Below are 26954 nucleotides of genomic sequence, written 5' to 3'. Positions count from 1 at the left end.
TGAATCATCTGGTTCCGGGAAATCGCAGGGCATTTTTCGGTGTCTAGTTTTTGATAAGTTCTGTAGGATTCATGCCGGTTATTTTCTTGAACAGTGTGCTGAAGTAGGGGATGTTCTTATAGCCAACCCGTTCCGCCACTTCATAGACGAGCATATTTCGCTCCATGAGCAACTCCCGTGCTTTCTCGATTCGAACCCGGGTCAGGTAGTTATTGAAGGTCTCACCAGTAATATTCTTGAAAATAATGGACAAATGGTTTCGCGAAATGAATACCTTATCCGAAAGGTCGGCGAGTGTTAATTCATCCGCATAGTGCTCATGAATGTAACTGGTCATGAAGTCGACCACCTGTCTATGCTTGCTGCTCCCTTTCCATTGCCTGCTGTTGCAAATCTTGGTGATTTTGTCCATAAGCCAACTTGCCAGTTGATCCGGTACAATCAGGCTGCTGATCTCCTTGGCAATCTGGTCATTCGTAAACAGGTCATCCAGTACCAATCCGGATTCATACAACGAGTAGGTTATAATTCCCCACAGCTCGCTTCCAAGCATTTGTACGTATCCCTCTGAAAGCCCTTCTTGCTTTTTCATTTCCATTATATATTCCAGTACAAGCTGGTGGGCTTCGACTTCCTGCGATACCTTTATCGCTGTCGCCAGTTTATACGAGAACTTTACCGGAAAGAGGGCGACATTTCCCGGTTCGCTGCTGATGTTCTCCCGATACATATAGACTTCATGTGCAGAAGCGACGCGCAATGCTCTTTGATCCATTGCGCGGAAAGCTTCTTCCGTTGAGTCAGAGAGCTTTGTCCATGTATCCTTCACTCCCCCGATCCCTATCCGTGTCATCAGCTTAAGATAGCCGACGATACTGTCATTTAACCTAATCCCCAGCTCCTCCAGCTTGTCCTCTAACTGTTCGAGGTGCTCTGAACCTGGATGAATAATCAATAGGCCCCTGGTACTGTGCAGCTCTGTGTATTCCGTATCCGGGAACAGTTTATGTGCTACTTCACAAGCAATATTGCTGACCGCAAACCGAAACAAGTTCCAATCGGAGACGGATAAACATCTGGCTCGTTCATCACGGATCAGTTCGATACCGATCGTGACATGCTTGCGTTCCTGCCAGTAAAGGTATGACGGCGGAAGACGTGTGCTGTCTTTGTATGCATGGTCGAGGGTACCGACAGCTACGGAACGAACCCATTCCTTTTCAACAAAAGGCTCATAGAGCGTCATTTTAAACTCAAGCTCCCACTGTCTGACTCTCTTCTCCTCTTCCTCTTCAAGCTCCTGGATGACTTTGTTTAAGATCGACTTTAGCGTCGGCAGACTGATCGGCTTAGAGACGTAGTCGCTCACCTGAAACCGTAGCGCCAGTCTAGCATGCTCAAAGTCTGAATAACCGCTAAAGATGATGATTTTCCCTTGAAAACCATCCTTCCTAAGCTGCTCCATCATGTCCATGCCGCTCATTACGGGCATATAAAGATCAGTGATCACAATATCCGGACGGGTATTGCGGATCATTTCCAGTCCGTCCTCCCCATTCAAAGCCTCCCCCACCCATTCAGCTCCCAGATCATCCCAGGGAATCGCCCGTTTCATCCCCTTCAGGACTTGACGCTCATCATCAATGATTGCAATTTTCCACATTATCCCTACCTCCTTAAACTCGGTAAGTACTGAAACATGACAATATTTTCTCTATATAAAGGAAGCGCTTACCGAACTGCCGTTCCTATATATCTTCAGATCTAAATCTGAATTTAGAGGATCAGTCCTTCCTGGTAGGAGGTTCAGTCAGCAGCGGCAGTATAATTTCTACTCGTGTTCCACCCTCTTCACGTTCTATAAGCGTAATGCCATAGCTCTCCCCGAAATAGCCGGCGACCCTCTCTCTCACATTGCGTATACCATAACCGCCTGTATGACGTTTATGAGTGCTGTGATCGGGCTGCTTCAGTCCGGCTCCGTTATCATCAATGACAATGTGCAGAGCATCCTCGGTTCTCTCCATTACAATAGATACATAGCCGCTGCGTTGCTTGTTGAATCCATGAACGATGGAATTCTCCACGAACGGCTGTAGCGTAAGCTTTGGAACGTATAACTCCTGCAGCTCGGACGCTGCTATAATCCTGTATTCCAGTCCGCCCCCCCAGCGCAGCTGCTGGATTTCGAGATAACACTCTATATGGAGCAATTCATCTGCTATCTTGATAAAGCTGTTTCCGTTGGACAAACCGATCCGAAACATACGGCCCATCAGCTCCAGAATACGGCTAAGCTCATTCTGTCCGGCCTCAATTGCCATCCAGTTCAGCTGATCCAACATATTATAAAGAAAATGCGGATTGATATTAGCCTGAAGCGCCTCAATTTCAGCTTTCCGCTGCTGTTCGTAACGGCTCTCGAGCGATAGATACAGCTCTTCAATTCGTTCGTTCTGCTTGCGATAGCCGGAGAATAAATAACCGAATTCATTCTCATAATCCACCGGAAGTTCGACATTATCGCCTCCTACGGAATACACGCGCATCGCAGTTACCAGATTCTTGATCGGCTTTGTAAACTGCTTCCTTAAAAAATGGGTCAAGAGCAATACCAGAAGCACTGCAGCGATACCGATCAGACCAATCCACTCCGCCAGCTTCAGGCTGCTTGCTGTGATCTGTTTCCAAGACGTGAATTCGATTAGCGTCCAGATGGAATTATCCATCCTGGAATAGACTAGCAACGTGTCGCGGGATCCATCGGTTGCCGGGATATGAACATAGCCCGATTTATTGCTTTTTAGATCAATCCACTGGGACCAGTTATTCTGGTCCAGCGTATCGCCTATTTTCATAATTTGCTGTCCTTCGCTGTCCGCCATGATCCGGTTAGATCCTTCGGAATTGCCGGTAAGCAGTTTCCGAATCTCGTTGGCCTTGATATGGACGACAAGAACACCTAAATAGTCATTCTCATTTATTATTTTTCTGGAGAAGCTGAGCACCGGAACCTCACCTTGCGCACTGGAAAAATCATACTCTTTGGACCAGCAAAAATCGCTCTTCGCCAGACATCCGGCCCCTTCCTGCTTGTTAAGATCCCCAAGGTTTCGGAACTGAATGTAGCTTTGCCGTTCACTTAGGATAGGATTATCCATATAGAGGTCAATCCCTTGAATCAGCGGAATAGCATAGGTCAAATTCGCGAGTGCGCTTTCTACACCTGCACGTCTACGATACCTCTCGAATTCATCCTGTCTGTTCAGGAGAAAGTTAATCAGCTCGCTATCGCGGGAGCTGGACAGTGAAATCTGCTCGATCATAACCAAACGGGTCGTAATTTCATTATTCAGCTCATCCAGCAGTTGCTGCTGGTAATGGGAGGTGGTCTGTACGAGCGCCTTAGATGAATTGCTATAGCTTGTCCATGCGGTAACACCAATAACTGCGATAAGCACTATGGCAAAGCTGTGAAAAAACAGACGGTCAATTCTGTATTTTTTAAAAGGATTGATCAAATGCTTTACCTTCCTTCAGCTCCCATTCAGACACAGCAAACGGTAAAGCTGCGAAGGACATTCGAGGCTTTACCGTTAACGGACGGATTTTTTTACATCTTATCCCTTTATCCCTGTCGTTGCAATCCCTTCAACGAAATACTTCTGAAGGAACATGAAGACGATTGTTGCCGGAACAATTGACACCAGTGACATGGCAAGCAGTTGCCCCCACTCCTGAGCGGACTGAGAGTCATTAATCATCCGAAGCGCCAGGCCAACAGTATACTTGTCTACCGAGTTGATATACAGGAGATGACCCAGGAAATCGTCCCAATTCCATAGGAAGCAGAAAATCGTCACGGTAACGATTGCCGGAAAGGCAAGCGGCATAACGATTCTCCAAAAGATACCGAACCAAGAGCACCCGTCAATTTTGGCCGATTCGTCAAGTTCTCTTGGAACACCGCGTATAAATTGAATGAGTAGGAAGACGAAGAAGCTGCCTCCAGCCCCCCCAGCAAGCAGATGGGGAATGATAAACGGGAGATATGTGTTCACCCAACCCAGTTGGTAAAACAGTGTATACTGAGGGATTATCAGTACTTGTCCAGGCATCATTAAGGTCAGCATCAGGATGGAGAACCAGAAATTCTTCAACGGAAAGTCCAATCTCGCAAAACCGAAGGCAACCAGTGTGCAGGATAGCAGCGTTGCGATGATTACGGCAAATTCAAGTCCGAAGGTATTGAGATAGAAATCCGTAAACGTATGTCCGGGAACCGAATTCCAGCCTTTGGTGAAATTGCTCCATTGAGGGGCAGTCGGAAAAATTGACGGCGAGCCAAGCTCTGTACTGTCTTTAAGTGAAGCACCGATCCACCAGAGAACTGGATAGACCATAATGAGGCTGAAGAGAATCATGAACAGATGACGGAATGCCGGCTTCCATTTTAATGTTGTTGTCATTTACGTTTTTTCCCTCCAGTGTCTGTTTCATAGAATACCCAATACTTCGAGGTGTAAGAGATCAGAAGAGTTGCTGCAACAATTGCGACCAGCATAATCCAAGCCAGTGCCGAAGCATAACCCATCTCATAACGGCTGAATGCCCGTTCGTACAAATACATTGCATACACATAAGTGGAGTTCATCGGCCCGCCATTTGTAATTACAAATGCGGAGGTAAACATTTGGAAGGCGCCGATGACGGCCATAATCAGGTTGAAATACAGAATCGGCGACAGCATCGGCAGTGTGATTCTAAAGAATTGAGTTACCTTGCTAGCCCCATCCACAGAAGACGCCTCATACAAATCGTTTGGAATCTGCTTCAGGCCTGCCAGAAAAATAACCATGGTGGACCCGAATTGCCAGACCGTAAGCAGAATCAGCGTACCAAGCGCCGTATCGGGGCTTGTAATCCAGCCCTTCCCTTCAAAGCCAAAGACGCCAATCAGTTTGTTAAAGACTCCGTCAATACCAAAAATGTTGCGCCAGAGCAGCGATACCCCAATACTTCCTCCGATAAGTGAAGGAAAATAAATCGCCGTGCGGTAGAAGCTTATTCCTTTTACCGCCTTGCTGAGGATCATAGCGACCAAGAGAGCAGCTATAAGCTTCAGAGGCACAGAAGCAAGAACATAAGTGAAGGTTACCTTAGCAGATTGAATGAATTTGGGATCCGCTGTAAAGATACGCTCGTAATTGCGGGTCCCGACCCACTTTATCGGCTGCATTAAAGTGTAGTCAGTAAACGAATAGTATAAGGATAAGAATAACGGATACGCCGTAAGCGCTAGAAACCCGATCAACCAGGGCGAAATAAACAAATAGCCTGCAAGCGGAGCGTTCCATCTGCTGCGAAAGTATGAGCTTTTTTTCGTCTTCACAGCAGATTGGGCTACAGTGGTTGTGGAACGGTTCATCTGTGGTCACCTCTTGTGGTCAAATTTTATATCTTAAGTATATAATCTGCTATTCCCCCGCTAAAGGAGAGGAATGCTCGAATTCTTTCAATATATAACGATAAAAAAAAGAAGCGGTATCGACCGCTCCTACATAAGAATGATCATTAATAGATTGTTCTTCCCCATTGATCAGCAATTCCGCTCTTCCGGAGAAAATACGTATTGATTCTATCTCGCCACTCTTTAGCATGCTCAGCCTGCTCCACAAGACGATCTGCTACTTGCTGGTAAGCCCGCCCATCCACCTGTTCTTTCACAAGCTCCCAGGCGGCAACCACCTGACCTGCACGTTCAGCACCTTCAAAATGTGTATCATAAATATGCTGAATCACCGTTTTTCCGGAATGAAGCACATGAGTATAAGGGACATGGTGGAAGAACAGCAGCAGCTCATCTGGACAACTCTCAAGCGACTCGTACAATTCCATGTTCATACGTGCATATTGGGAAGTATATCCGGTTCCGGTTGCTGAGATGCGGTCAACACCAATACCGTAACAGTCTGCAAAGTGGTAAGTCCCCCACATTGAATATTCATATCCATCCACATTAGGGCCGTAGTGATGGTTAGGATTGACCATAAACCCAACGCCCAGCGGAGCTGTATATGATTCATAAATCTCCCAGGAGTTCATAAGGATGTTAAGTATTGTCTGAACCATCAGCTCATTGGTGCCAAAGGTGAGCGTAATCCATTCCACAGCAATTTCTTCAGCAGACAGCTCCGGATTCCAGGCCAGACGGCCATAACCGAATAGGTTTGCCTGTGCCAGAAGATGCCCCGTCCAATTGGCGTCATTTCCAATATTGGAGACGGCGGCAAAGCCACTGTAGGCATTGCCGTGAACATTTCCATCTATAATGCGTTTGACAGTAGTCCCTTCTCCTTGAAGATGCGTATCAAAGTTCAGAATCTCTTTCCACTGGGGCACCAGATAGCACACATGGCGTTGCTGTCCGGTGTATTCCTGGGCAATCTGAAATTCGATCACTTGATTCGTGTGCGGCATAGCTCCTAGCAGCGGAGAGACAGGCTCTCTAACCTGAAAGTCAATCGGCCCATTCTTCACCTGCAGAATGACATTATCCATGAAGCGGCCATCCAGTGGCTGAAAATGATCATAGGCCGCCCGCGCCCGATCCATGGAACGGTCGCGCCAGTCCTGCTTGCAGTTATACACGAAACAGCGCCAGATTACTATACCGCCATGCGGCTTCAGCGCTTCAGCCAGCATATTGGCGCCGTCGGCGTGATCTCTTCCGTAGGTGAACGGTCCCGGCCGGTTCTCCGAATCGGCCTTTACCAGAAATCCTCCGAAATCAGGAATTGCTGCATATATTTTCGATGCTGCGGCTCTCCACCATTCACGGACAGTAGAATCAAGTGGATCTGCCGTTAAGAGACCGCCGATCTCTATGGTACTTGCATAATTGATGCTCAGGAACAGCTTGATTGCATAGCCGCGGAAGATAGCTGCCAGCTTCGCCACGTCCGGCAGGAATTCCGTTAATAAGCGGCTCTCCACCTGATGTACATTTACATTATTTATCGCGATGGCATTGATTCCGCTGGAGGCCAGCAGGCGGGCATAATCCTGAATACGCTGAAGATTACTTGTTACTCGGTTATCTTCATAAAAAATAGATTCCCCGGCATATCCCCGCTCCACACTCCCGTCCATATTGTCCCACTGGTTGATCATACGCAGCTGATTGACAGGGTTCTCTACCATATTTAATTGCTGGACAGAACCCCCTGCACCCATGATCCGGAGCAGATGGAATACTCCATATAATATACCTGCGGAGGTGACTGCTCCGATAACAATATCGCCGGTAACGCTGTCCGTATGAATTGCGTAGCCCTCCGCTTTAATCGCACTGCTTACTTCTTCACTGAACACTTCAGCTATCCTTGAGCCAGTCCCGAAAGTTCCTAGCACGATACTAGGAGTTCTCTCTGTTTTCCCGGAAATGCAAATTTTTCTTCCTGTGATTCCTTCCATGCCTTGAGTCAACTCGTTCACTGCAGAACGAATAACAACATCATCCTGCTCAGTCACAATAATTTGATTATATTCCGCATATTGATCAACATTTGCCCCCGCTGTGATCCGGCGGTACTGCAGCCAGGCCAGATATCCGTCTCCCGGGTGATATAAAACAGAATTACTCATTTATAATCCTCCTACCCCTCAATTTCCACTTCATCTTTCTATGTTCCAATAATAAATTCAAGGCCCGGAACATGGTTGTTCCGGGCTATCGTGCTTGAATTATTTTTCGTAAGATTGCGCCACTTCTTTCAACTGCTCAAAGGCTTTCTCTGGCGTAATTTTCCCGAAACTGAGCTGGTCCCGAACAAGCACCCAGTCTTTATCAACGAAATTCGTCCAACCTCCTGCTCCAGCCGACCAAGTCTGACCATCCTTTTCAGTAGCACGAAGGAGTCCTAATCCAACCTTATCCAGATCGCTCATGCTTGCTTCCAGGGAAGCAGAAATTTCCTTGTTAGCCGGCAGGCCGCGGAATGTTTGCAGAATGTTACCTGCCTCTTGATCATTCACAAACCAATTGATGAATTTTTTAGCTTCTTCAGCATGCTTGGAGTTTTTAGAGACGGACAGGTACATGGATGGTTTCAACCATCCACCTGCTTCTTCTGCACGCGGCATAGTTACAAGTGCATAAGCACCGGGTTTAATACTATCCCAAGTACCTAGGTTATTAGAGAAGCTATACCGAAACAACACTTTACCCGCTGCCATTAAGTCCATTTGCGGATCATTTTCCTTGTCGGAAGCGTTTACGTCCGCTGGTGGAACCAGTTTTTCCTTGCGCAGCTCTTCGAATTTTTTGGTCCATTCCAAGTAGCTAGCTTGATCTACGTTGAAGTGACCATCATCAGTGATAACCTGACCTTTACCTTTAGCGTACTGATAGGCCGAATACATAAAATAGTTGCCTGCATAGTCCAATGTGAAATATTGTCCGCTTGGCAGTTTGGATTTAGATTCCTTGGCTAAGGCGAAGAAATCATCCCATGTCCAACCATTAGCAGGATTCGCAATCCCGAGCTTATCCATAGCGGCTTTGTCATAGACCATACCGAACGCTACCGAACCCAGAGGAACAGCATATTGCTTACCGTCAAGCTGGCCACCTGCCAGTAATTTTTCATCGAATTTGCTTACATCAACCTCAGGAGCCAGCTCAGCTAATTGTTTACGGGACATCCAGTCCGGCATCCAGCCCGGATCAAGCTGAACGATATCCGGTGCATTATTAGCTGCGGCTTGAGTAGATAATTTGTCCAAGTATCCATCCATACCGGAATATTCCGGTTCAAACGTAACATTCGGGTTGTTCTTTGTGTACAAGTCCAGTGCAGCCAGGGTAGCCTCGTGGCGCGGCTGGGATCCCCACCACATAATACGCAGCTTGACAGGTTCATTGCTTGGTGCAGCCGTTGCGGCAGTAGTATTGCCGGCAGGTTCAGCAGTAGTTTCCGCATTGTTTTTTGTCCCGCCGCCGCCGCATGCTGCCATCGTCCCCAGCAAGGCTGTCATGGCCAAAACTGTAAGAGAACGCTTCCATTTCAACATCTTTAACCCTCCAATTTAATCTGTATTGTCTTGCTACACCGTTATAGTAACAATTATAAATAGAAGTTCATATGAGAGCGATGCACGATTTATTTTAAAATCTTACGGAAATAAGATTTGGGAGAATCTAATTTCACAACTCCCCTTCCCTTCTCATTCAAAATGTTGGGGTTTACAGACAGAAACAGCCGTGCGGATTCGCTCGGCTGTTTCTGTCTGTAACCTCATAACCTACTTCAGCTATATTGCACATTACCATACAATCACAGATAAATAAATGGCTCCTTCGCATCCACAAAGGTAACCGGGAAGCCATTCACCAGAGGTCTCAGCCATTCGGCCATATACTTCATGCCCCACTCCTCGGACCGTTCATGGCCAATAACAATCATTGCTTTGTTCATACCAAGCATAGAAGCGTCATTTATATAAGCGCATAGTGTCCACTCAGTAATATCGCCACAGATCATGACATCGAGATTCTTCTCTGTCATCAGCTCCATAGGCATTTGCTCTCTGCCCAGACCGAGGCTTCCACCTCCGACCAATATCCCGATGCGGGAACAAGGTGTCTCCGGATTGCCGACGATTTGAATCACTTCCATGCCGAGTCTCTGCTTCAAGAAGCCGCCCAGTGCTCCGACAGTCGTCTCATCGATAAGATATCCCCAGGGAGATTTTTCGTCCAGCTGCTTGTCCTCCCATCCCAACTGCTTGAGAAGACCGTCATAAATTCGGTCCGTGTCGGCCAAATGCATATGATCGTGAAATCTCCAGATGGCAATCCCATGATCCTCAATCAGCTTTTTCTTGGCCAGATATACAGGATCTTCCTGAAGCCAGTCCAGCGTGTCCATTCCCGTAAAATAAGTAGGCTCATGGGTAATAATCAGATTCGCTCCGAGAGTAATCGCTTCTTTGATGACATCTACTGTTGCCATAAATGTTGTGACGATTCCGGTTACTTCCATACCGGGATGACCGCTCGCAAACACATCGCATGTCTGCTCCAGCTTGTGACCGCCACAGCAATCCAGCAGAATCCGATCAATAACCTCTTGTACATTCATAAACTATATCTCCTTTTCATTCTGTCATCAGCCTTTAACCGCACCAATTATAACTCCGCGGGTCAAGTATTTCTGCATAAAGGGCAGCACGAACAAAACCGGCACAATTCCCAGAACCGCCATAGCCATCCGTACGGCTGTGCTTGGTAGCTGTACAGCTTCTGCCCCGAGCACACTGCTGGCCTGACCGGAGTTGAGGAATTGAATGTTGTTCATCAGCTGGATCAGCAGATTTTGAATACCATAAAATTGCGGTTTCGAAACAAAATAAAGTGCGTTGATCCAGTCGTTCCAATAGGCGAGTCCCATGAACAGACCCACGGTTGCCATAACCGGCATGGACAACGGAAGCATGATTCGAAAAAATGTGCGTATCTCCGACGCGCCGTCAATCCCGGCTGCCTCAATAATTTCTAAGGGTACGTTGTTTTTAAAATAGTTCCGAACCAGCAGCACATTAAAGCCGTTGGACAGCAGATTTGGAACTATAAGTGCCCAAAGTGTATCTTTAATATGAAAATATTGCGTCCACATAATATAGGAAGGAACGATACCACCGCTGAACAGCATCGTGAAAAATACGATAAAAGCCAGCACATTGTGGTATTTGAAATCGGTTCGGGACATGGGGTAAGCAAGCATGCTTGTAATCAGCAGACCCGATCCGGTGCCCATTATCGTGACCACAAATGAAACTCCATAGGCTCTTATAAAGGTATATGCTGAAGATTTGATGTACAAGTACGCTTCAAGACTTGTCTTTTCTGGAAAAAAGCTGTAACCGTTTCGGATCAAAGTCGTTTCATCAGTGAACGATGCAATAACAATGAGAAGAAAGGGTAAAAAAGCAAAAATCGTCAGCAAGATCATCACGATCGCAGAGAAAATAGTAAACGATCGTTCCCCTCTTGTTTGTATCATAAGCATTTCCCCCCTAGAACAAAGCGTTTTCCGAATTAACTTTCTTGACGATGGTATTTACAGTAAGAACAAGTACAAATCCGACCACAGATTGATATAAGCCGGCTGCCGCTGACATTCCGATATCATTAAGCTGCATTAAGGCGCGATAAACATACGTATCAATGGTTTGAGTGGTGCTATACAGCGCTCCCGAGTTCAGGGGAACTTGATAGAACAAACCAAAGTCGGAGTTGAAAATTCGTCCCATGGACATAAGCACCAGCACAATGACTGTAGGCTTCAGCAGTGGCAAAGTAATCATGCGAATCTGCTTCAGCTTCCCTGCGCCATCAATTTTAGCTGCCTCGTAGATACTCTTATCGATTCCTGCGATGGAAGCAAAATAGATAATGGAGCCATAACCTGCCGTTTTCCAAATCTGAAACAAAACCAGCAGATAAGGCCAGTACTTCGGCTCCGAATACCAGTTGATCTCCTGAAGACCAAGCGGACGAAGAATGGAATGATTAACAAAGCCGCTGTCTGCGTTAAGAAACGCGAAGACGAGCAAGGAAAGAACAACCATAGAGATCAAGTTCGGAAGTATTAAGCCTGACATAAAGAGCTTTGAGTACATTTTATTCAGCAGTTCCGACATTAGGATTGCGATAATGATTGAAACGATCGTCCCGAGCCCAATAAAGACCAGGTTGTAGAGAAGCGTATTTCTCGTCATAATCCAGGCATCGTTTGTCTGGAACAGAAACGTAAAGTTTTTAAACCCGATCCAGTCGCTTCCGAAGATGCCTTTAGCGTAATTTACATCCTTGAAAGCGATAAACACCCCGAACATGGGAATATAGCTATTAATAAAAAAGTAGAGTAAGCCTGGAGCTGCTAACAGCAAAAGAGGAAGTGTTTTTTTGAGCGGCTTAGATTTAGGGTTGGCTATCATGTCGGACCTCACCTCCATTACTGAAAATAGAGCCTGAGTGCTACTCTACTTTCAGTAGGTTCATTTGAATTATTATTTTTGCGCAGCAATCCACTGATCCAGCTGCTCCTGCTTGCTGTCAATAATCGCTTGAGCACCTGCATCTTTCAGTGCGTTAATGAATTTTGGAATAATCGTCGCTGGATCTACTGATCCGCTTACAAGAGCTGGAAGGAATTGATTCACTACGTTGTTCACAGCGCTCATCTGCGTCTTCACTTGGTTTTGATCAAAGATAAATCCAAAATAGGGCGATCTTTCTGTATCCTTGTTTTCCTTCAGCTTTAACTCAATATCCGACCAGTTGGTTCCTTCAAACTGATACTGAAGAGATTCCGAGCCTACAATCCCCGAACTCAGCATTGCAGTGTACGGCACCGTATTGGCGTCTTTTCCTTCCGGGAATTTCACATGATGTTCGTCGACCTTCAAGTAGTCTTCCCCCTCAATCCCATACAGAATGGTATTAATCAAGTCAGTATCGGTATAGAGCAGGTTCAGGAACTTGACGGCCGCCACCTGTTCCTTAGAGGTGCTTGACACCATCCATGTCACGGCATTAACGGCACTCGTATCGAAATAGAAAGGAGCAATTCGTTTAGTCTCAAGCTTTTTCCCCGCTTGGGCACTCAGTGTTTTGCCTACCTCCATACCACTGTAACCTCCAAGGAAGGAGAAGCCACGTCCGGAAGAAATCATCTCCATAGCTGTAATCGTCGTCGTTGCGGTATCCTTCTGTAAATAACCTGCATTGAACCAGTCTCTCATCATCTGAATACCTTCTTTGAAACTATCTGTTTCGTAGAAATTGACGACCTTTCCGCTATCGCCGATAACAACACCGACTCCGGTTGTGTCCATCAGATAGTCCACCTTGCTCGCTCCTTTTAGCAGATTAATAAGTCCTGTATCCGTCGGATTGACATTAATCGTTCCAAAAGGTACCACATCGGGAGACTTCTTCTTAACGGCCGCGAAGACTGCCGGCAGATCCTCCACGGTTTGAATATCGTCAGCCGTTAAGCCAGCTTCCTTCAGCATATCGCTGTTATAAATAATATTGGTAGGCAAAGCCATTCCTTTATTTACCGGAATGCCATAGATATGTCCATCCATCGTTGTAGCTTTGAGGATGTCCAATCCGAAATCCTTCTCAAGAATGGCCGTCATTTCTTTTCCATATTCCGGCAGCAGGTCTTCAAGCGGAGAAATCTGGCTCTTCGAAGCATAGTTGGAGAATTGGCCCAACGTCGTGAAGATATCCATTTTCTCTCCACTCTGAAGTGCGAGGTTGACTTTCTGGGCATAATCGGACGGACCATATAAACGGAAGTCCACCTTCACCCCGATTTTCTTTGTTGTGATTTCATTGATTGCAGCCGTGACCTTGCTCAGATCATCGGGAATCCGGTTAAAGGACGGCAGAGCAAACACGATTTCATCAACTTTAGCATCTGCCGTCGTCCCCTTCGAATCTGTTGCTGAAGAATTGTTCCCGCAGGCTGAAAGGAGTGAACCGAATAATACCGTTGACAACAGCAGTGCGCTTATCCCCTTTTTACTTTTCATTATGATGCCTCCTGTTCTATGTTTTCGCTTTCATTGTACTTCTAAGAAATACTCCAAGCTTTCAATAAGACGGTATGTTTTTTCGAAAAACAGTACTACAGCAAAAACTCCGCTTTTGGAGTGAAAGCGGAGTTTCTAGTTATCTAATCGACTTATGTTTCGAACGATAGGCAATGGGTGTTTCTCCTGCCAGCTTTTTGAATACTGTTGAGAAATATGATATCGTATCAAATCCGGTTTCCATAGCAATCTCGCTTATGCTTGCCGTGCTCTCAATCAGCATATGCTTGGCCGCTTTTATTCGGTAGTCGTTCAGATACTCCTTGACAGTTTGGCCTGTCTCATTCTTGAAGACCTTGGCCAGGTAATCCGCAGTCAGATATACGCTTGCTGCGACATCCTCACGACTGATGTCTTGTCTGTAGTTTTCATGGATAAAACGCTTCGCTCTCTCGACAACCCCTTCGGACTGCAGCACTTCTTTAATGGAATCCACCGTTTTGTCTGTAAGAGCCTGCGCCCACTTCATGAAGTCAAACACACTGCTTTCTGCATTTTGGAACAATTGCTGGGTCACATCAGCAGCAAAGAGCCGATGCGCCTGTATATGCTGCCGCGAGAGAAGGGAATAGACGACTTGAAGGAGGTCCTCCCGGATCGAATGAAGTGTCGCAGAATCCAGCTTATTCAGACTTGTCAACAATTCCAGCTCTTTCTTTAGCCGATTAACAATCTGGACTTTCTCCTTCTGAACGAACAGCATAGTGAAAAGCTCAATATCAAGAGAGAATCGTTCCGTAGTATCATAATGAAATGGCTCATTCTGAAAATGTACTTTACCTCTGAAAATGATATTCGACTCATCCAGTTGCTCCAGTTTCGTTTTGACCTGCGAGAGTTCCGAAACAGCGACCTTCTCACTGAAGTAACAGGTAGCCGAACACTTCAAATATTGCCTGCACATCAGAATGATATTCTCTGCGCTGCCTTGCAGCCACTTCATATCGATCTTACTCTCGACAAGAATGGCATTGTAGAACACGTTATCGACTTGATAGGCGATAATCCGGCCAGCACTCACCTGGCTGATGAGAATTTCGGAAATTAGGTTAGAGAGCGCATAATGGAATATGCTTTCGTCCCACTCTCTCTCAATCTGGGAGCGCGGAACGCTTACGAGAAACAGAATATAGTCGGTATGGACGGACAAGGCTAACTCCCGTTTCTGCACTTCACTTTGAATCAGGTTGATTCTAGGAGAAAGGGTGGCCGTCAGCACATCACTCCAGAATCCCCTTTCGACTAGATCTATATTTTTCAGCCACGCAAGACCCATCTTGCTGTATTCACCCATCATCATCTTTTTCTTGAGCGTCTCCATGGACTTTTGCAGTGCCGCTTCCAACTCCTGCTTGTCCAGAGGCTTGACCAAATAGGAGTCGACATTGTACGAGATTGCTTTGGACGCAAAGCTGAAGCTCTCATGACAGGTTAAAAATATAAACCCTCCTTCATATTGGCGCTCTCTGGCCCACTTGATCATATCGATACCAGAACCTCTCGGCATTTCAATATCGCATATGATCAGATCGGGCTCACCACTGCCAAACATTTGTTTCGCATCCTGTATGTTATAAGCGGTCAGCACTTCGGTAATTCCAAATTCTTCCCAGTTCACAATACTGAGTAGGGCCTTAACCGTAGGTATATCATCATCAATCAACATGCAACGCATATCTTACCTCCTACAACGTCTGCTGGTCGGCTTCTTGTATGGGTATCCACAATTCTACTCTTGCGCCAGACTGCTCAGCATTTGACAGCTTCAACAAGTCATCGCGTTTGTACAGCAGTCGGAGTGTTTTTTGAATGTTGGCAATCCCGACCTGGCCTCCATCCTCCGTCACATCCTCGAATTCCGTGCTCTTCAGCCACTCGGAAGAGAAACCTTCTCCGTTATCCTCGATTACAATTTTGACAAACGGACATCCATCTCTTGTCTCCGAGCGGGCGCGGATGAATATCGAAAGCATCTCTTTATAAAATATCGCGTGCTTGAATGCATTCTCTACAAACGTTTGAATCATAAATTGTGGGATGAGTACTCGCCGGGCTTCATCATTGATCTCCGTCATGAAGAACACTTGATCGGGATAACGGATCTCTTGCATCCGGATATAATTTTCAGCATGTTTGATCTCATCCTCCATCGTGACTTCCACAAGCCCTCCCTTAAACATATATCGAAGATGCTCAGACAAACGCTGAATCAGAAGTCGGATTTCTTCATTCTTATTCTGATAAGTCAAACTGGTGATCGTTGAGATCGCATTCAGAAAGAAGTGCGGCCTGATTTGCATCTGCAGATATTTGATCTCTGCCCGGCTTCTTTCGATCTGTTCTTCATAAGATTGAATCTTTAAATCCTTGATTTCGCTAACCATAGATTGAAACGCATGGAATAACTTCATAAACTCCAGGGAATAGGGGACCCCGCTGGGAACCTGATACTCTAGTTGCCCCTGCTCAACCACTTTGGCTGCCTTCACCAACTCTAGGATCGGCTTCAACACATCCCTTGTTAAGAACCTCAGTACGAGCGGTACAACGATAGCCGAAAGAACTGCTAATAAGGCAATGCCCCATTGAATAAGCTTCAATCCCGAGAAAAGACTTTCCTTGGCAACCATATTTGTGATTTGACCAAACTCTGCTATCGGTTCGGAAATGATCAAAAAGTTACGCTGATGCTCGTTGGTTAAGTTGTCCAAAGTGGTGTCTGCCTCTTTCAGGACGATATTATTAGCAGATAAGATGATCCCCTCTGTATTACTCAATACATACCGGTTTTGATCGTTGCTCCCCCTGTTTACCATCGATAATAGGGTATCCGCTTTGACTAACGTTCCAAAACTGACTTGTGAATAAGTGATGTACTTAAATAAATAATAATCACCCTGAATCTGGAACACCTTCCATTCATCGCTTTCACCTGCTGGACCGGAGCTGAACTTGTGCATATTGAGGAAATCGACCAGAGCGAGCTTATCCCCGGATTGAATCCGGCTGCTGAATTGTTCCAGCACGAGTTCTCCGGAAAGTCTGATAAACATGCCATCACTAGAATAATCGTTGGCCATTTTCGCCAGCAGATTATTTTTGAGCTGCTGAACTTTGAAGTATCGGCTGCTCTCATCCATGTTGGCATAATTTACTGCGGCATCAATATTATTATCGAACACCTCGATTAAATCTTTGGAGTAATTATTGAAGTTACTATGAATGTTAGCCTGATAGATGGCAAGCGTATTATGCGCACTTGTAAGGACATTGCTTCGTACAACCTCTAGGGAGTAAATATTACTCAGAACAAGGATGGACAGAAGGATCCCAAGAATAACTGTCATCTGCACAGAAAACTTGAACACGATACTGTTTGTTCGAATCATACCAGAACTTCTTCCTCCCCAGAATTCAGCAAGCCCCTGAGCCGATACCATCTTGATCGGAGCCCAGGGGCGTACAAGTATACGATTTTCAGTTAGTTAATCTAACAAGCCTTTAAATAGAGTCGTTGTCTTCTGCCGCCCACTTCAGCGCACCTTCAATCTGCTTATCCCAGAATTCCCAGGTGTGTGCTCCCGCGCTTTCCTCATAGAGATGTCCGACCTTTTCCCGTTCAAGAAAATCATGGAACCGGCGGTTCACGTCCAGCAGAGAATCTTCTGTCCCGCAGGCCATATAAAGCTTCGGCAGCTTAAGTCCCTTCGCCTTCAAGTCAAGGACAAGCCTTTCCGGGTCTTTATCACTGCCAAGCAGCTGGCTTAGATCACCAAAGACGCTTGTGTAGTATTTATAGCTGGCGATACCGTCATCGTAATCTGGGGCCGCATTCGCAATTTTATAAGGAATCAGCGCCGATGACAAGGCAATAATTCGACCGAATAGTTCTGCATATTTTAGACCGTTGCGGATCGCTCCATAGCCTCCCATGGATAAGCCGCCAATATAGGTATCCTCCCGTTTCGCAGACAGCGGGAACATCCGTCGTGTAAACTCAACAAGTTCCTTACCGATGTATTCGCTGAACCATTCGCCCCTGTTCTCATCATCCAGATAGAAATGATTCTCGCCTGCCGGCATAAAAACCGCAATCTGGTATCTGTCCGACAGTTCTCTGATCCGTGAGAAGTTCATCCAATCATTATGGCTTCCGGAAAAGCCGTGCAGCAGATAAACCGCCCTCAAAGGTTCTCCCGACCCTACCGGTTGTCCAAATCCTTCAGGCAGATCGACTGGCAATAATGCATTGAATGTGACTTCTCTTCTCAGACATTTCGATTGAAAGCTTATTTGTAGCGTAGCCAAAATAACCACTCCTTAACAGGATTAGCATTAAACCAGATAAGTAACAGCAATTCCATTCTCATCTACATATTCAATAACAGTCTGATAGGTCTGCAGGTTGATGTATAACTTACAATATTTCTCGCCTTGTTCCCACAACAACCGGATCTCATCCTTTGCCGCATCCAGCACGTGAAACACTCCGCCGAAGGCACTGTAACTATTGCGGAAGCGAATCAGCTTCATTAGTCGCTTCACGACTTCTTGTTCAAGGCCTTGCTCAATTTCCTCTACAGTGTAGTTGTGCCGATTGATTTCGCGTCCTTCACCCGTAGCTTTTACCTGCTCCACGTCATTCATGCCGGCTAATAAGCCTACATAATACACCTGCGGAATACCTGGCGTGAAGAATTGAATCGCTCTTGCAGCGAGATAAGCATCGTCGTCTTCATTCAAGGCGCTATAATACGTACAGCGAATCTGATGGACATCGAATCCGTCTGCAGCCTTATGCTCCTCCGACAGAATAAGGCTCAGATTCGCCCCTCTTTCCACACAAAGATCAACCAGCTTCCGGGCTTCCTTCGTGTCGATCAGATCATCAAGATCCGGCATGACAGGAATACCATCGTGACAATCGAGCATAGTGAACTGCTTATGCGGACGGGTCTGCAGGTAAGAATAGAGCTCCGTATTGGACTTACCGGTAAGTGCCTCTAGCACCCGGTAGGGCAGGATGAAGTCGTATATCCAGCACCCGTATTCTGACAATTTGTATTGGGTGCTATAATGCGCATGCACCTCTGGCAGCAGCTCAAGCTCCAGCGAATCCGCCAATTCTTTGATCCAGTCCAGAAATTCATATATGTCCGGCTCCACAAAAAAACAACTGGTTCCCAGCTTCTTAATGACATATCCGACCGCATCGAGTCTTACAATTTTGACGTTATGTTTCTTGAAATTCTCAAAAAAGGACTGCAGGAGCTGCCGGGTCAGTGAGGAATGGACATCCAGATCAATTTGCTCCGAGGGCTCCGTTTTGCCAAAGGTCGTCCAGACCTTCTCAACTCCGCCGCTCCCGCTGACGGGAAAGCTCGAATACGGCAAGGGTCTACGCAAAAACATTTTTTCTATATCCGCCTGCACAGGCTCCCCGTTCTCCCAGATTTTATCCAGAGTTATAAATAAATCGGCAGATTCCGAAGCGCGGCCTTTCTCAAGGAAGTCCTGAAAATACGGCGATTGCCTGGAGATGTGATTGACCATAAGATCAACCAGGATATCAAACTGCTCTCCGATTGCCCGAATGTCCTCCCATGTGCCGAACTCTGGCTCAATTTCCAGGTAGGTGAGTGGAGCAAACCCTCTGTCCCCGGAGGAAGGGAAGGGTGGGAGAATGTGAATACCGCCTTCGAATATATCAACGAAGTGCTTGCGGAGAACTTGAAGCAGTCTTTTTAGGTCTCCTCCCATCGAATCGGGATACGTAATCAACTGTACTTGATTCTTTAGTGACATCCGAAACCTCCTAAAGGTCAAATTGTTTTTTTAATACTTCCAGAGTTGGCAGATTCACCACCGCACCTGTAAATTTTAATTTGTACGCGCTGACGGCAAAGCCAAGCTCGAGCGCCTCTTTGATGGTATACCCTTTGACCACAGCCGCATAGAATCCGGACCAAAAGGCATCTCCTGCTCCGGTCGTATCTTCGATCTCGGTAGCTTTAGTATCAAACGTCAAGATTTCCATGCCGTTCGAAACCATCGCCCCTTCTTTGCCCAAGGTCATCACAACCAGCTTTGCGCCAAGCTCCAAAAACCGCTCGACTTGCTCCGCCGGTGTGCCTGGCCCAAACAGACGCTCTGCATCATCTTCCGAAGGTTTGATAATATCAACTTTTGGTATGATAGATTTGACATAGGATACGCCATCTTCACCCTTCTGCCAAATCAAGGGATGATAATTAGGATCGAAGCCAATCAGCAACTTATGCTCTCTTGCCTTTTCGATGACACGTTCAACCGTATAGCGCGATGGAACTCTCGAGATCGGCCAGCAAGAAAAATGAACGATTTTCGAACGAATCAAGGCTTGCTCCAAGGAGTCATTGTACGCCAATTCGCTATCCGCTCCGCGGTAGAAGATTGGAATAGGCGTTTCCTGACTCTTCGTGATAACCACCATGCTGGTAGACTCCTCCACCCGCTGGATCCCGCTTGTATCCATTCCTGCATTTTGCAATCCTTTTTCCAGAAACGTTCCCAGGCCATCCCTTCCAACTGCCGAAGCAACATAAGACCGAATGCCAAGCTTATTGACATTGATGGCAATATTGGAAGGCGACCCTCCAAAATATCTGGTATATCCGTCGCATTCAAAAGCATCGCCATACTCGTTGGAAATCATGTCAACGAGCAGTTCTCCAACTGTTAACAGATCGTTCGGTTTATCTTCAAATGGTATTGCCTTACCGAGATTAAACACCCGTTCTCCCCCTAAAACTCCAATATCCTTTCGTCATATACCATTCTATTGCTTCTGTATATGCAATACTTCAAAAAAAACGTTCTCTTTTTTCAATTCAACGGCACATCACGGGAACAGAGCCAGAGCTCACGGATTCAAGGCTCTTGCCATAGCGTTGATATAGTCCGTTCTGGCACGCCGGCTAACCTCGGCTGTCGGAACGGCGTGCTCAAAGCCATGATAGCCGCCGGGATAGAGATGAAATTCCACATCGACGCCGGCCTGAGCCAACCGGGCAACATATTCGATCGTCTCGTCGCGAAACGGATCAAGCTGTCCGACGCAAGTATAAGTGGGAGGCAGATCAGCCAGATTATCCGCGCGGCTGGGGGCAGCGTAAGGAGAAGTATCTCCGCCGGCAGGTCTGCCAAGATACATCTCCCATGCGACCAGGTTGTTGGCCCGGTTCCAAACCGCAGGATACGTAATCTCATGACTGGAGAATGTAAGATTGCGATCGTCAAGCATCGGATACAGCGGCAATTGGAAGCAGAGGGAAGGCCCTCCCCTATCCCTGGCCATTAGCGCCAGGGCAGCTGCCAGTCCTCCTCCTGCGCTCGCCCCTCCGACTGCAATCCGGGCCAAATCGACATTGAGATCGTTATGGGTATCAGCCAGCCACACTAACGCTGCGTAACTGTCCTCTATGGCGGCAGGGAACGGATGCTCGGGTGCAAGACGGTAGTCGGGCGAAACGACGACGCAGTTGGCTGCTAGTACAAAGCTTTCACATAGCGCATCATCGGCTCTCGGATGGCCAAGCACATATCCGCCGCCATGGGTCCAAAGCAGAGCGGGTAGCGCATCTTCATTTCTCTGAGCCGGTTCATAGATTCTGACCAACATTTTGTTAGCATCGGCAACGGAGAGATATCGTTCCGTAATGCGAACGAACTGCGAATTTTCTTCTGATAATTGAATATTCTGCCTGGCAGAATCCAGATCATCGGGCAAATGAAATGGTGGCAATTCTATTGCTCCTTGTTTTAATTCCGGAGCCACTCGGTTAATAAAATCCATCTATGTTTCCTCCACTATGATTTCTTTGTGAATGAGTCTGCCTTCATCGTGATTAATCAAGTCGTTCTCTTTTCAGATAATCTGACCGGAAGAATGGTCTCAAGTGGTACCTGTTCGCCCGCGATCTGCAGAAGCAGGTACCGGACGGCCAATTCACCCATCTTCTTGATCGGATGCACGATCGTAGTCAAATCCTCCATATCCCCGACCGAAATTCCATCGTATCCTATGACTTTGACTTGATCTGGAACGGCTTTGCCAAGCCTTCTGCATTGCTTCAAAACTTGCAGTGCCAGCATATCACTGCTCGCAAATACACCGTCGAGATCGGGATGTTCCTGAAATAAGTCGCTTACTTGTTCCAGAAAGGCGTCATTCCTTTGGTAGCCAATACTCCCCCTTGATAATTATTGGAGGCAATAAAAGGAATGGATTTTGAAATTTGCCGATCCAAAGTAACCAGCGGAAGGTTGATTGACAAATAATGCCATCGACCTGACTGGCTCTCAGCAAATCAATATACTCTTTCTCTTTTTTCTTGTGGTGCAAGGAATTACAAAGCATGAGTTTATACCCTTACTCCTGCCACCTAAATCTTGTGAAGTCTCATCCTTTGGCAGGAAATCCAGTATCGGTTTTTTTATGTCGTGCCTCGTTCAATAAGAGTAACCGGGAACGTGTTAACCATAGGAACTTCTCCGCCTTCGATTTGCTTAACCACCAACTGAATTATAGAATCGCTCATATCCCGAATCGGCTGTCTGACCGTGCTAAGACGCGGCGAAATCAATGATGCGATCTGGACGTCGTCGTAACCCACAATTTTGATTTCTGCTGGAATATCTTTCTTCAGTTGATAACAAGCATGAATGACCTCGGCGGCAATCACATCGTTGCTGGCGAACACACCGTCTATTTCAGGATGCTCTTGTAAGAAAAGAATAATTGCAGCGTTGTTCTCGCTGCAATTGATCCCTTCAGTATCCAATTGCAATTGTAACGGTTCCATTCCTGCACTCCACATCTCTGCTTCATACCCTTGCCCTCTATCGCCAGCTAACATAGCTCGATGATGGGGGCCATCTATTCCACGATATATGTAAACGGGATGAAGGCAACCTTTGTCGATTAATAATCTCGCAGCAAGTTTACCGCCTTCAAAATTGTCCGAGCTGACAACAGGAATATCTTCCGATATAACGCGATCGAATGAGACAATGGGTAGATTCAAGTGAAGAAAATGCTGGACATCCAGTACGGAACTGCCCATGATAATGGCATCCACTTGATTCTTCTTCAGCATGTCGATGTAATCCACTTCTTTGGAAACGTTACGGTTGGAATTGCATAGTAACAGTTTATAGCCTTGTTGATCCGCGTAATATTCAAGATAATAGGCCAGTTCTGCAAAAAAGGGATGCGCGACCGTTGGTACAATCAGACCGATCATATTTGATCTTTTTCTGAACAAAGCCCGAGCCATTTCGTTCGGCTGATAATTCAGCTCCTTCATAACCTGATTTACTTTGTCCTTCGTCTTCTGACTGATATAACCTCTATTGTTAAGCACGCGAGAAACAGTGTTAATCGAAAGGCCAGCTTGTTCTGCAACGTCTTTAAGTTTTGGCATAAAAACCACCTTGTTACTTTCGATTGTTTTGAATACGTATTCATTACTGATGCAACTTTATGATAACCGGTTAACATTTTTGTGTCAATCGGTTATTATATAGAAAATAATTGATTCTGTAAAATGCTTTTATGGAATGGAATTATCCTATGTATCTAATCTTCCAGCATCTTTGTTTTGTCCCCGTATTTCTTATCCAAATGCTCTTCTCCCCATAAGCACAGAGTTTCAAGAATATCTCCAAGCTTCCAGGCGTATTCACTAAGCTCATATTCCACCATGGGAGGGTTCTGAATGTGCAGAATCCGAAGAATAATCCCGTCATCTTCAAGTTCACGCAGCTGCTGGGTCAGAACTTTTTGGGTGATATCTGGAATAAGCTTGCGCAGCTCAAAGGTACGCTTTCTTCCGGTAGATAGATGATATAGGATACTTCACTTCCAAATTACCTGAATGTGGCGATTGCTGGTTATGCCAAACTGCAGGAATCCAAGGTTGAATTCTTCTATGACACACTTTCGAAGTCGAGCGAGTACATTGCGAGTCTACTGGATCATGCTTATGAACTGGGTCAGGCATACCGTCAGGATTAACATGTTAACCTGGCGAAAAGATCCGGTGGGAACAATTAGCAAATGGCACCAGAAGCAAGGCTAACTCTGGTTAACAGAAGGCGATAATCAAAGGTTATCTGCTATATATTTGCAAATCAAGCCGCTGCGATCACTTGGATCGCAGCGGCTTTGCTGACAGCTTGTTCATGTCGAGGAGAGCACCGTATACGAATTCCCATTAACCAGGGCTTGCCTCTTCCCCGCCTTATTACGGAAGCGGTCCCCGCCTCAGGTCGAGACTACAAAACCGTCTCAAGACCGTTTTGGTTTATATCATAAAGCCGTACAATGAATACATAAACACCGGAGGCTTACAGAATACATTCTGGTTCAACCCAATGAGAGGAAGCGATTTATTGATGAAAAAATTATACCGTTCCCAAGGAGACAAAAAAATCAGCGGTTTGTGTGGAGGCCTAGCTACATGGCTCGGCATTGATGCAACCGTTATAAGACTTCTAACCGTGGTTGTTGCCCTGTTCAGTCTTGGCACAGCAGTTGTTCTCTATATCATTGCTAGTATTATTGTTCCAAAAGAGAACTATAGTGGTTTCACTGGCGGACCCGACTTCTATTAAAAAACATTCTAAAGGAGAGATTATGATGAGTATATTCGAAAGAATCGCCACCCTGACTAAAGCAGCAATCAATGAAGGCCTGAACAAATTAGAGGACCCGGTACTGTTGACCGGACAATATCTGCGTGATCTGGAGGAAGGCATCATTGCCTTGGAACGCGACGAGCGCGACCTTAAAGCAGCAGCAGCAGTACTTGAGCAGCGTAAGCAGGAATATCAACTGCTGGCGGATCGTAGCGAAGCTGAAGCCGTTACGTCGATGGGGATAGGAAATGAAGATGCAGCCAGATTTGCTGTATTAGCCAAGCTAAAATATATGGAGAGTGTACAGGAATGTGCCACTGGTCTGGAAGAAACCCGTCATAGACTAGCAACTTTGGAAGCAAATATCCATAGCGCCAAAGAAGAGCATACCCGGCTGAAAGCGAAAAGAAACGAATTGGCCGCCCGCGCCCGCAAAGCAGCAGGCAAGGCAAGCCGTCCCGCCGCAAGTCATGGACAAGGCCATAACGTCAGAGGCTACGTACAGAACCTGAATACCAGTGCAGCCTCGCGAGGCTTCGAGCGGATGGAGGATAAAATAACGGAATGGGAAGCTGCGGCAGCTAATTTTTTCCACCCTTCCGATACAACTGCAGAGAGTAAAAATGTAAACGCAGATTCAGCTTTGAACAGTGTAGTGGATGCCGAGTTGGAACGCATTCGCGCCCGGAAGAGCAACGATAGCAAATAAGCGATGCATGGTCCATCTGCCACCAGGCTTTCATAAAGCTGGTGGTTTTTTGGTGCTTTCCAAAGGTCAATTCAACATTATCCGCTGAATATGAATCCTTTTGCGAAATCCGACGTACCATACTTATCCATCTTTCGGCCGAAGTGATAGGATATAACAACTAAATATTACTTCGTGGGGGGACTTGTAAAATGGCATTTTTGGTAGTCATCTTTTTTCTCGCATTTATTATTTTTGGTATTCTAGGTATTGTAGCGGCTATCCGCAAAAAACCTACACTCAAACGGAATTTTCTTCTCTCTCTGGTTTCCATCGCCTTGATGATTGTGTTCGTTGTAGTTGGCAGCAGTTCAGACTCGAACGAACCCAAAGAAACAGCTAATATCCCTACTAATAATTCATCTAACAACGAATCTAAGGCAGTATCTTTTGAACAAACTCAAAGCACTTCCGATAATGCAAAAGCAGGGGCAGACGCCCAGGCAGCTCTGGATGCTGAAGTTCAGAAGAAAGCTGATGCTGCAGCGAAAGCTCAGGCGGATGCAAAAGCTAAGGAAGAAGCTGCGCTCAAAGCCAAACAAGCGGCTGCCTTAGCACAAATGGTAAAAACCGTGGATGAGGTCGAAGGGATTACCTGGTACCAGGATAAAGCTGCTCCGAAATTTATCAACGAAAATGGAATCTATGCTTACTTCGGAATCAAGGATGGTCAAGTCTCCTCTGGTCTGCATCTAAAGATTCAATACACTGCCGATACCTGGCTCTTTATTCAGAATTATGTCTTCAATATCGACGGACAAAAATACGAAATAGACCCTGGCATCATGGGCGCGGATAGAAATATGAGTACAGACATAAACTCGCCAGGAATTTGGGAATATCATGATGAAACCCTGAATAAATCTCAAATTGAAATGCTGACATTGCTAATCAATTCTCAGAAAACAATTATGCGTCTGGAAGGACAACAAAGTAATGAAGATAGAACAATCAGCGTCACGCAAAAAGCTGCACTCAAACGGGTACTCGATGCCTACATAGCTGCCGGAGGCGAAGTTTAGAAGCCGCGTTAGAACTAGGCTGCGCTACTCCTAACTAACAACAGAAAATCCATGGCTATTCTACAAACGTAGAAAGCCATGGATTTTGTATAATTCGTTTAAGTTACTTCCTCATGCCTGGATAATCCCTTTTCCCTTCGCCGCCTTAAGCCACTGCGGAAATTCATTCAGCAGCTGATCATAGAGCTCCTCATCAGACACTTCCTCAATCCGGTCCAGATGTATAAAGCTGGCGTTATCGACCAGCCGGCCTGTCATCGTATCGAGCTGCTTCAACACCTCAAAGTCTGAATCACCAATCCCCACAAACTGCCAGAAGATAGGCTGGACGGAAGAAGACATAATCACTTTTTTAGTGGGCCTCACCACACCACCATCATTGATGAAGATAATAAATACTGGTGTTGGGTCCTTTTCTTCCACGGTATACTTGTGAATGATATCCTCCATCACCGGTGGCTCATTATTACGTCCGAACTTATGAATGGCATTATTGTTTAAAATATGTGTGAATACATATCGGCCAAACTCCTGTTCAGTGACCGGTGGCAAACGGCTAAATTCGGTATCATATACCCATACATCCAGCGAACCGTTATCGTCAAATTTACTGGCAACTGCTAAAATACGTTCAACCACTTCCTGCACCGTTCCATTATTGTATAAGGTTTTCATCGACCCGGTGATGTCCAGCACAATACCAACCCTGGCAGATACCCCAGTCAACTGCTTCTTTTCCAGTGTGAACTCGACAATCTTTTTACGTAGATCAATAGAGGACAAAACGTTCTTCGCCATAGCCTTTGCTTCCGGCACAACTTCTACCGTTTCGG

The 26954-nt window shown here is 46.0% G+C and carries 23 protein-coding genes and 1 pseudogene; 4 read left to right on the top strand and 20 right to left on the bottom strand.

Annotation, left to right across the window (positions count from 1 at the left end; genetic code table 11):
- Positions 1 to 43 precede the first annotated feature (43 nt).
- From GJB61_RS03495 to GJB61_RS03405, 19 genes and pseudogenes are all read right to left on the bottom strand, one after another.
- Positions 44 to 1663 carry a response regulator transcription factor gene (locus GJB61_RS03495; RefSeq protein ID WP_154117054.1) on the bottom strand — a complete coding sequence of 540 codons (1620 nt, stop codon included), beginning with the start codon at positions 1661 to 1663 and terminating at the stop codon, positions 44 to 46.
- A gap of 121 nt (positions 1664 to 1784) precedes the next feature.
- Entirely contained in the window at positions 1785 to 3521 is a 1737-nt protein-coding gene (locus tag GJB61_RS03490) for a cache domain-containing sensor histidine kinase (protein WP_154117053.1), read from the bottom strand.
- Positions 3522 to 3620: 99 nt separating this feature from the next.
- On the bottom strand, positions 3621 to 4469 hold the full coding sequence (locus tag GJB61_RS03485) for a carbohydrate ABC transporter permease (protein WP_154117052.1): 849 nt from the start codon (positions 4467 to 4469) through the stop codon (positions 3621 to 3623).
- Positions 4466 to 5428 carry a carbohydrate ABC transporter permease gene (locus GJB61_RS03480; protein WP_154117051.1) on the bottom strand — a complete coding sequence of 321 codons (963 nt, stop codon included), beginning with the start codon at positions 5426 to 5428 and terminating at the stop codon, positions 4466 to 4468. Before GJB61_RS03480 ends, GJB61_RS03485 begins: the two co-directional genes overlap by 4 nt.
- 146 nt (positions 5429 to 5574) lie before the next feature.
- The gene (locus GJB61_RS03475; protein WP_154117050.1) at positions 5575 to 7647 is read right to left on the bottom strand and encodes an alpha-glucuronidase family glycosyl hydrolase; all 2073 of its coding nucleotides are present in this window, start codon (positions 7645 to 7647) and stop codon (positions 5575 to 5577) included.
- A 99-nt stretch (positions 7648 to 7746) separates the two neighbouring features.
- Positions 7747 to 9075, bottom strand: a complete 1329-nt coding sequence (locus GJB61_RS03470) for an ABC transporter substrate-binding protein (protein ID WP_154117049.1) — start codon at positions 9073 to 9075, stop codon at positions 7747 to 7749.
- A gap of 263 nt (positions 9076 to 9338) precedes the next feature.
- Entirely contained in the window at positions 9339 to 10145 is an 807-nt protein-coding gene (locus GJB61_RS03465; RefSeq protein WP_154117048.1) for a Nif3-like dinuclear metal center hexameric protein, read from the bottom strand.
- Positions 10146 to 10172: 27 nt separating this feature from the next.
- The gene (locus GJB61_RS03460; protein ID WP_154117047.1) at positions 10173 to 11066 is read right to left on the bottom strand and encodes a carbohydrate ABC transporter permease; all 894 of its coding nucleotides are present in this window, start codon (positions 11064 to 11066) and stop codon (positions 10173 to 10175) included.
- Positions 11067 to 11079: 13 nt separating this feature from the next.
- Entirely contained in the window at positions 11080 to 12003 is a 924-nt protein-coding gene (locus GJB61_RS03455) for an ABC transporter permease (RefSeq protein WP_154117046.1), read from the bottom strand.
- A gap of 72 nt (positions 12004 to 12075) precedes the next feature.
- Positions 12076 to 13611 (bottom strand): ABC transporter substrate-binding protein, encoded by a 1536-nt coding sequence (locus GJB61_RS03450; protein ID WP_154117045.1) that lies wholly within the window; start codon positions 13609 to 13611, stop codon positions 12076 to 12078.
- Positions 13612 to 13750: 139 nt separating this feature from the next.
- Entirely contained in the window at positions 13751 to 15346 is a 1596-nt protein-coding gene (locus GJB61_RS03445; RefSeq protein ID WP_154117044.1) for a helix-turn-helix domain-containing protein, read from the bottom strand.
- Positions 15347 to 15356: 10 nt separating this feature from the next.
- A complete protein-coding gene (locus GJB61_RS03440; protein ID WP_154117043.1) occupies positions 15357 to 17060 on the bottom strand; it encodes a sensor histidine kinase in 1704 nt (567 codons plus the stop codon).
- A 112-nt stretch (positions 17061 to 17172) separates the two neighbouring features.
- Positions 17173 to 17988, bottom strand: a complete 816-nt coding sequence (locus GJB61_RS03435; protein ID WP_338115652.1) for an alpha/beta hydrolase — start codon at positions 17986 to 17988, stop codon at positions 17173 to 17175.
- An 18-nt stretch (positions 17989 to 18006) separates the two neighbouring features.
- Complete coding sequence (gtfA, locus tag GJB61_RS03430; RefSeq protein WP_154117041.1) at positions 18007 to 19476, bottom strand: sucrose phosphorylase; 1470 nt, start codon at positions 19474 to 19476, stop codon at positions 18007 to 18009.
- Positions 19477 to 19486: 10 nt separating this feature from the next.
- Positions 19487 to 20443, bottom strand: a complete 957-nt coding sequence (locus GJB61_RS03425) for a carbohydrate kinase family protein (protein ID WP_338115651.1) — start codon at positions 20441 to 20443, stop codon at positions 19487 to 19489.
- A 129-nt stretch (positions 20444 to 20572) separates the two neighbouring features.
- Positions 20573 to 21505 carry an alpha/beta hydrolase gene (locus GJB61_RS03420; RefSeq protein WP_154117040.1) on the bottom strand — a complete coding sequence of 311 codons (933 nt, stop codon included), beginning with the start codon at positions 21503 to 21505 and terminating at the stop codon, positions 20573 to 20575.
- A gap of 56 nt (positions 21506 to 21561) precedes the next feature.
- Entirely contained in the window at positions 21562 to 21870 is a 309-nt protein-coding gene (locus GJB61_RS31510) for a substrate-binding domain-containing protein (protein WP_229521472.1), read from the bottom strand.
- Between the two features lie 275 nt (positions 21871 to 22145).
- A complete protein-coding gene (locus tag GJB61_RS03410) occupies positions 22146 to 23135 on the bottom strand; it encodes a LacI family DNA-binding transcriptional regulator (RefSeq protein WP_154117039.1) in 990 nt (329 codons plus the stop codon).
- A gap of 155 nt (positions 23136 to 23290) precedes the next feature.
- Positions 23291 to 23566 (bottom strand): annotated as a pseudogene (locus tag GJB61_RS03405) (winged helix-turn-helix transcriptional regulator); the annotation flags it as partial.
- Between the two features lie 24 nt (positions 23567 to 23590).
- Here GJB61_RS03405 and GJB61_RS31070 point away from each other — a divergent pair.
- The 4 genes from GJB61_RS31070 (at position 23591) to GJB61_RS03390 (ending at position 26121) form a co-directional block, all read left to right on the top strand.
- Complete coding sequence (locus GJB61_RS31070; protein WP_229521426.1) at positions 23591 to 23728, top strand: NADPH-dependent FMN reductase family protein; 138 nt, start codon at positions 23591 to 23593, stop codon at positions 23726 to 23728.
- Positions 23729 to 24108: 380 nt separating this feature from the next.
- Positions 24109 to 24327, top strand: a complete 219-nt coding sequence (locus tag GJB61_RS03400; RefSeq protein WP_154117298.1) for a PspC domain-containing protein — start codon at positions 24109 to 24111, stop codon at positions 24325 to 24327.
- A 22-nt stretch (positions 24328 to 24349) separates the two neighbouring features.
- Positions 24350 to 25060, top strand: coding sequence for a PspA/IM30 family protein (locus GJB61_RS03395; protein WP_154117038.1), 711 nt, complete (start codon positions 24350 to 24352; stop codon positions 25058 to 25060).
- A gap of 191 nt (positions 25061 to 25251) precedes the next feature.
- Positions 25252 to 26121 carry a DUF308 domain-containing protein gene (locus GJB61_RS03390; RefSeq protein WP_154117037.1) on the top strand — a complete coding sequence of 290 codons (870 nt, stop codon included), beginning with the start codon at positions 25252 to 25254 and terminating at the stop codon, positions 26119 to 26121.
- 111 nt (positions 26122 to 26232) lie between these two features.
- On the opposite strand, the gene GJB61_RS31505 is transcribed toward GJB61_RS03390, so the two are convergent.
- A complete protein-coding gene (locus GJB61_RS31505) occupies positions 26233 to 26904 on the bottom strand; it encodes a vWA domain-containing protein (RefSeq protein ID WP_229521471.1) in 672 nt (223 codons plus the stop codon).
- Positions 26905 to 26954: the final 50 nt, after the last annotated feature.

Origin of the sequence: Paenibacillus monticola, assembly GCF_009664975.1 — a bacterium.
Lineage (GTDB): Bacteria > Bacillota > Bacilli > Paenibacillales > Paenibacillaceae > Paenibacillus_AQ > Paenibacillus_AQ monticola.
Note: the sequence above shows the minus strand (reverse complement) of the source record. Positions and strands in the feature narration are given on the sequence as shown.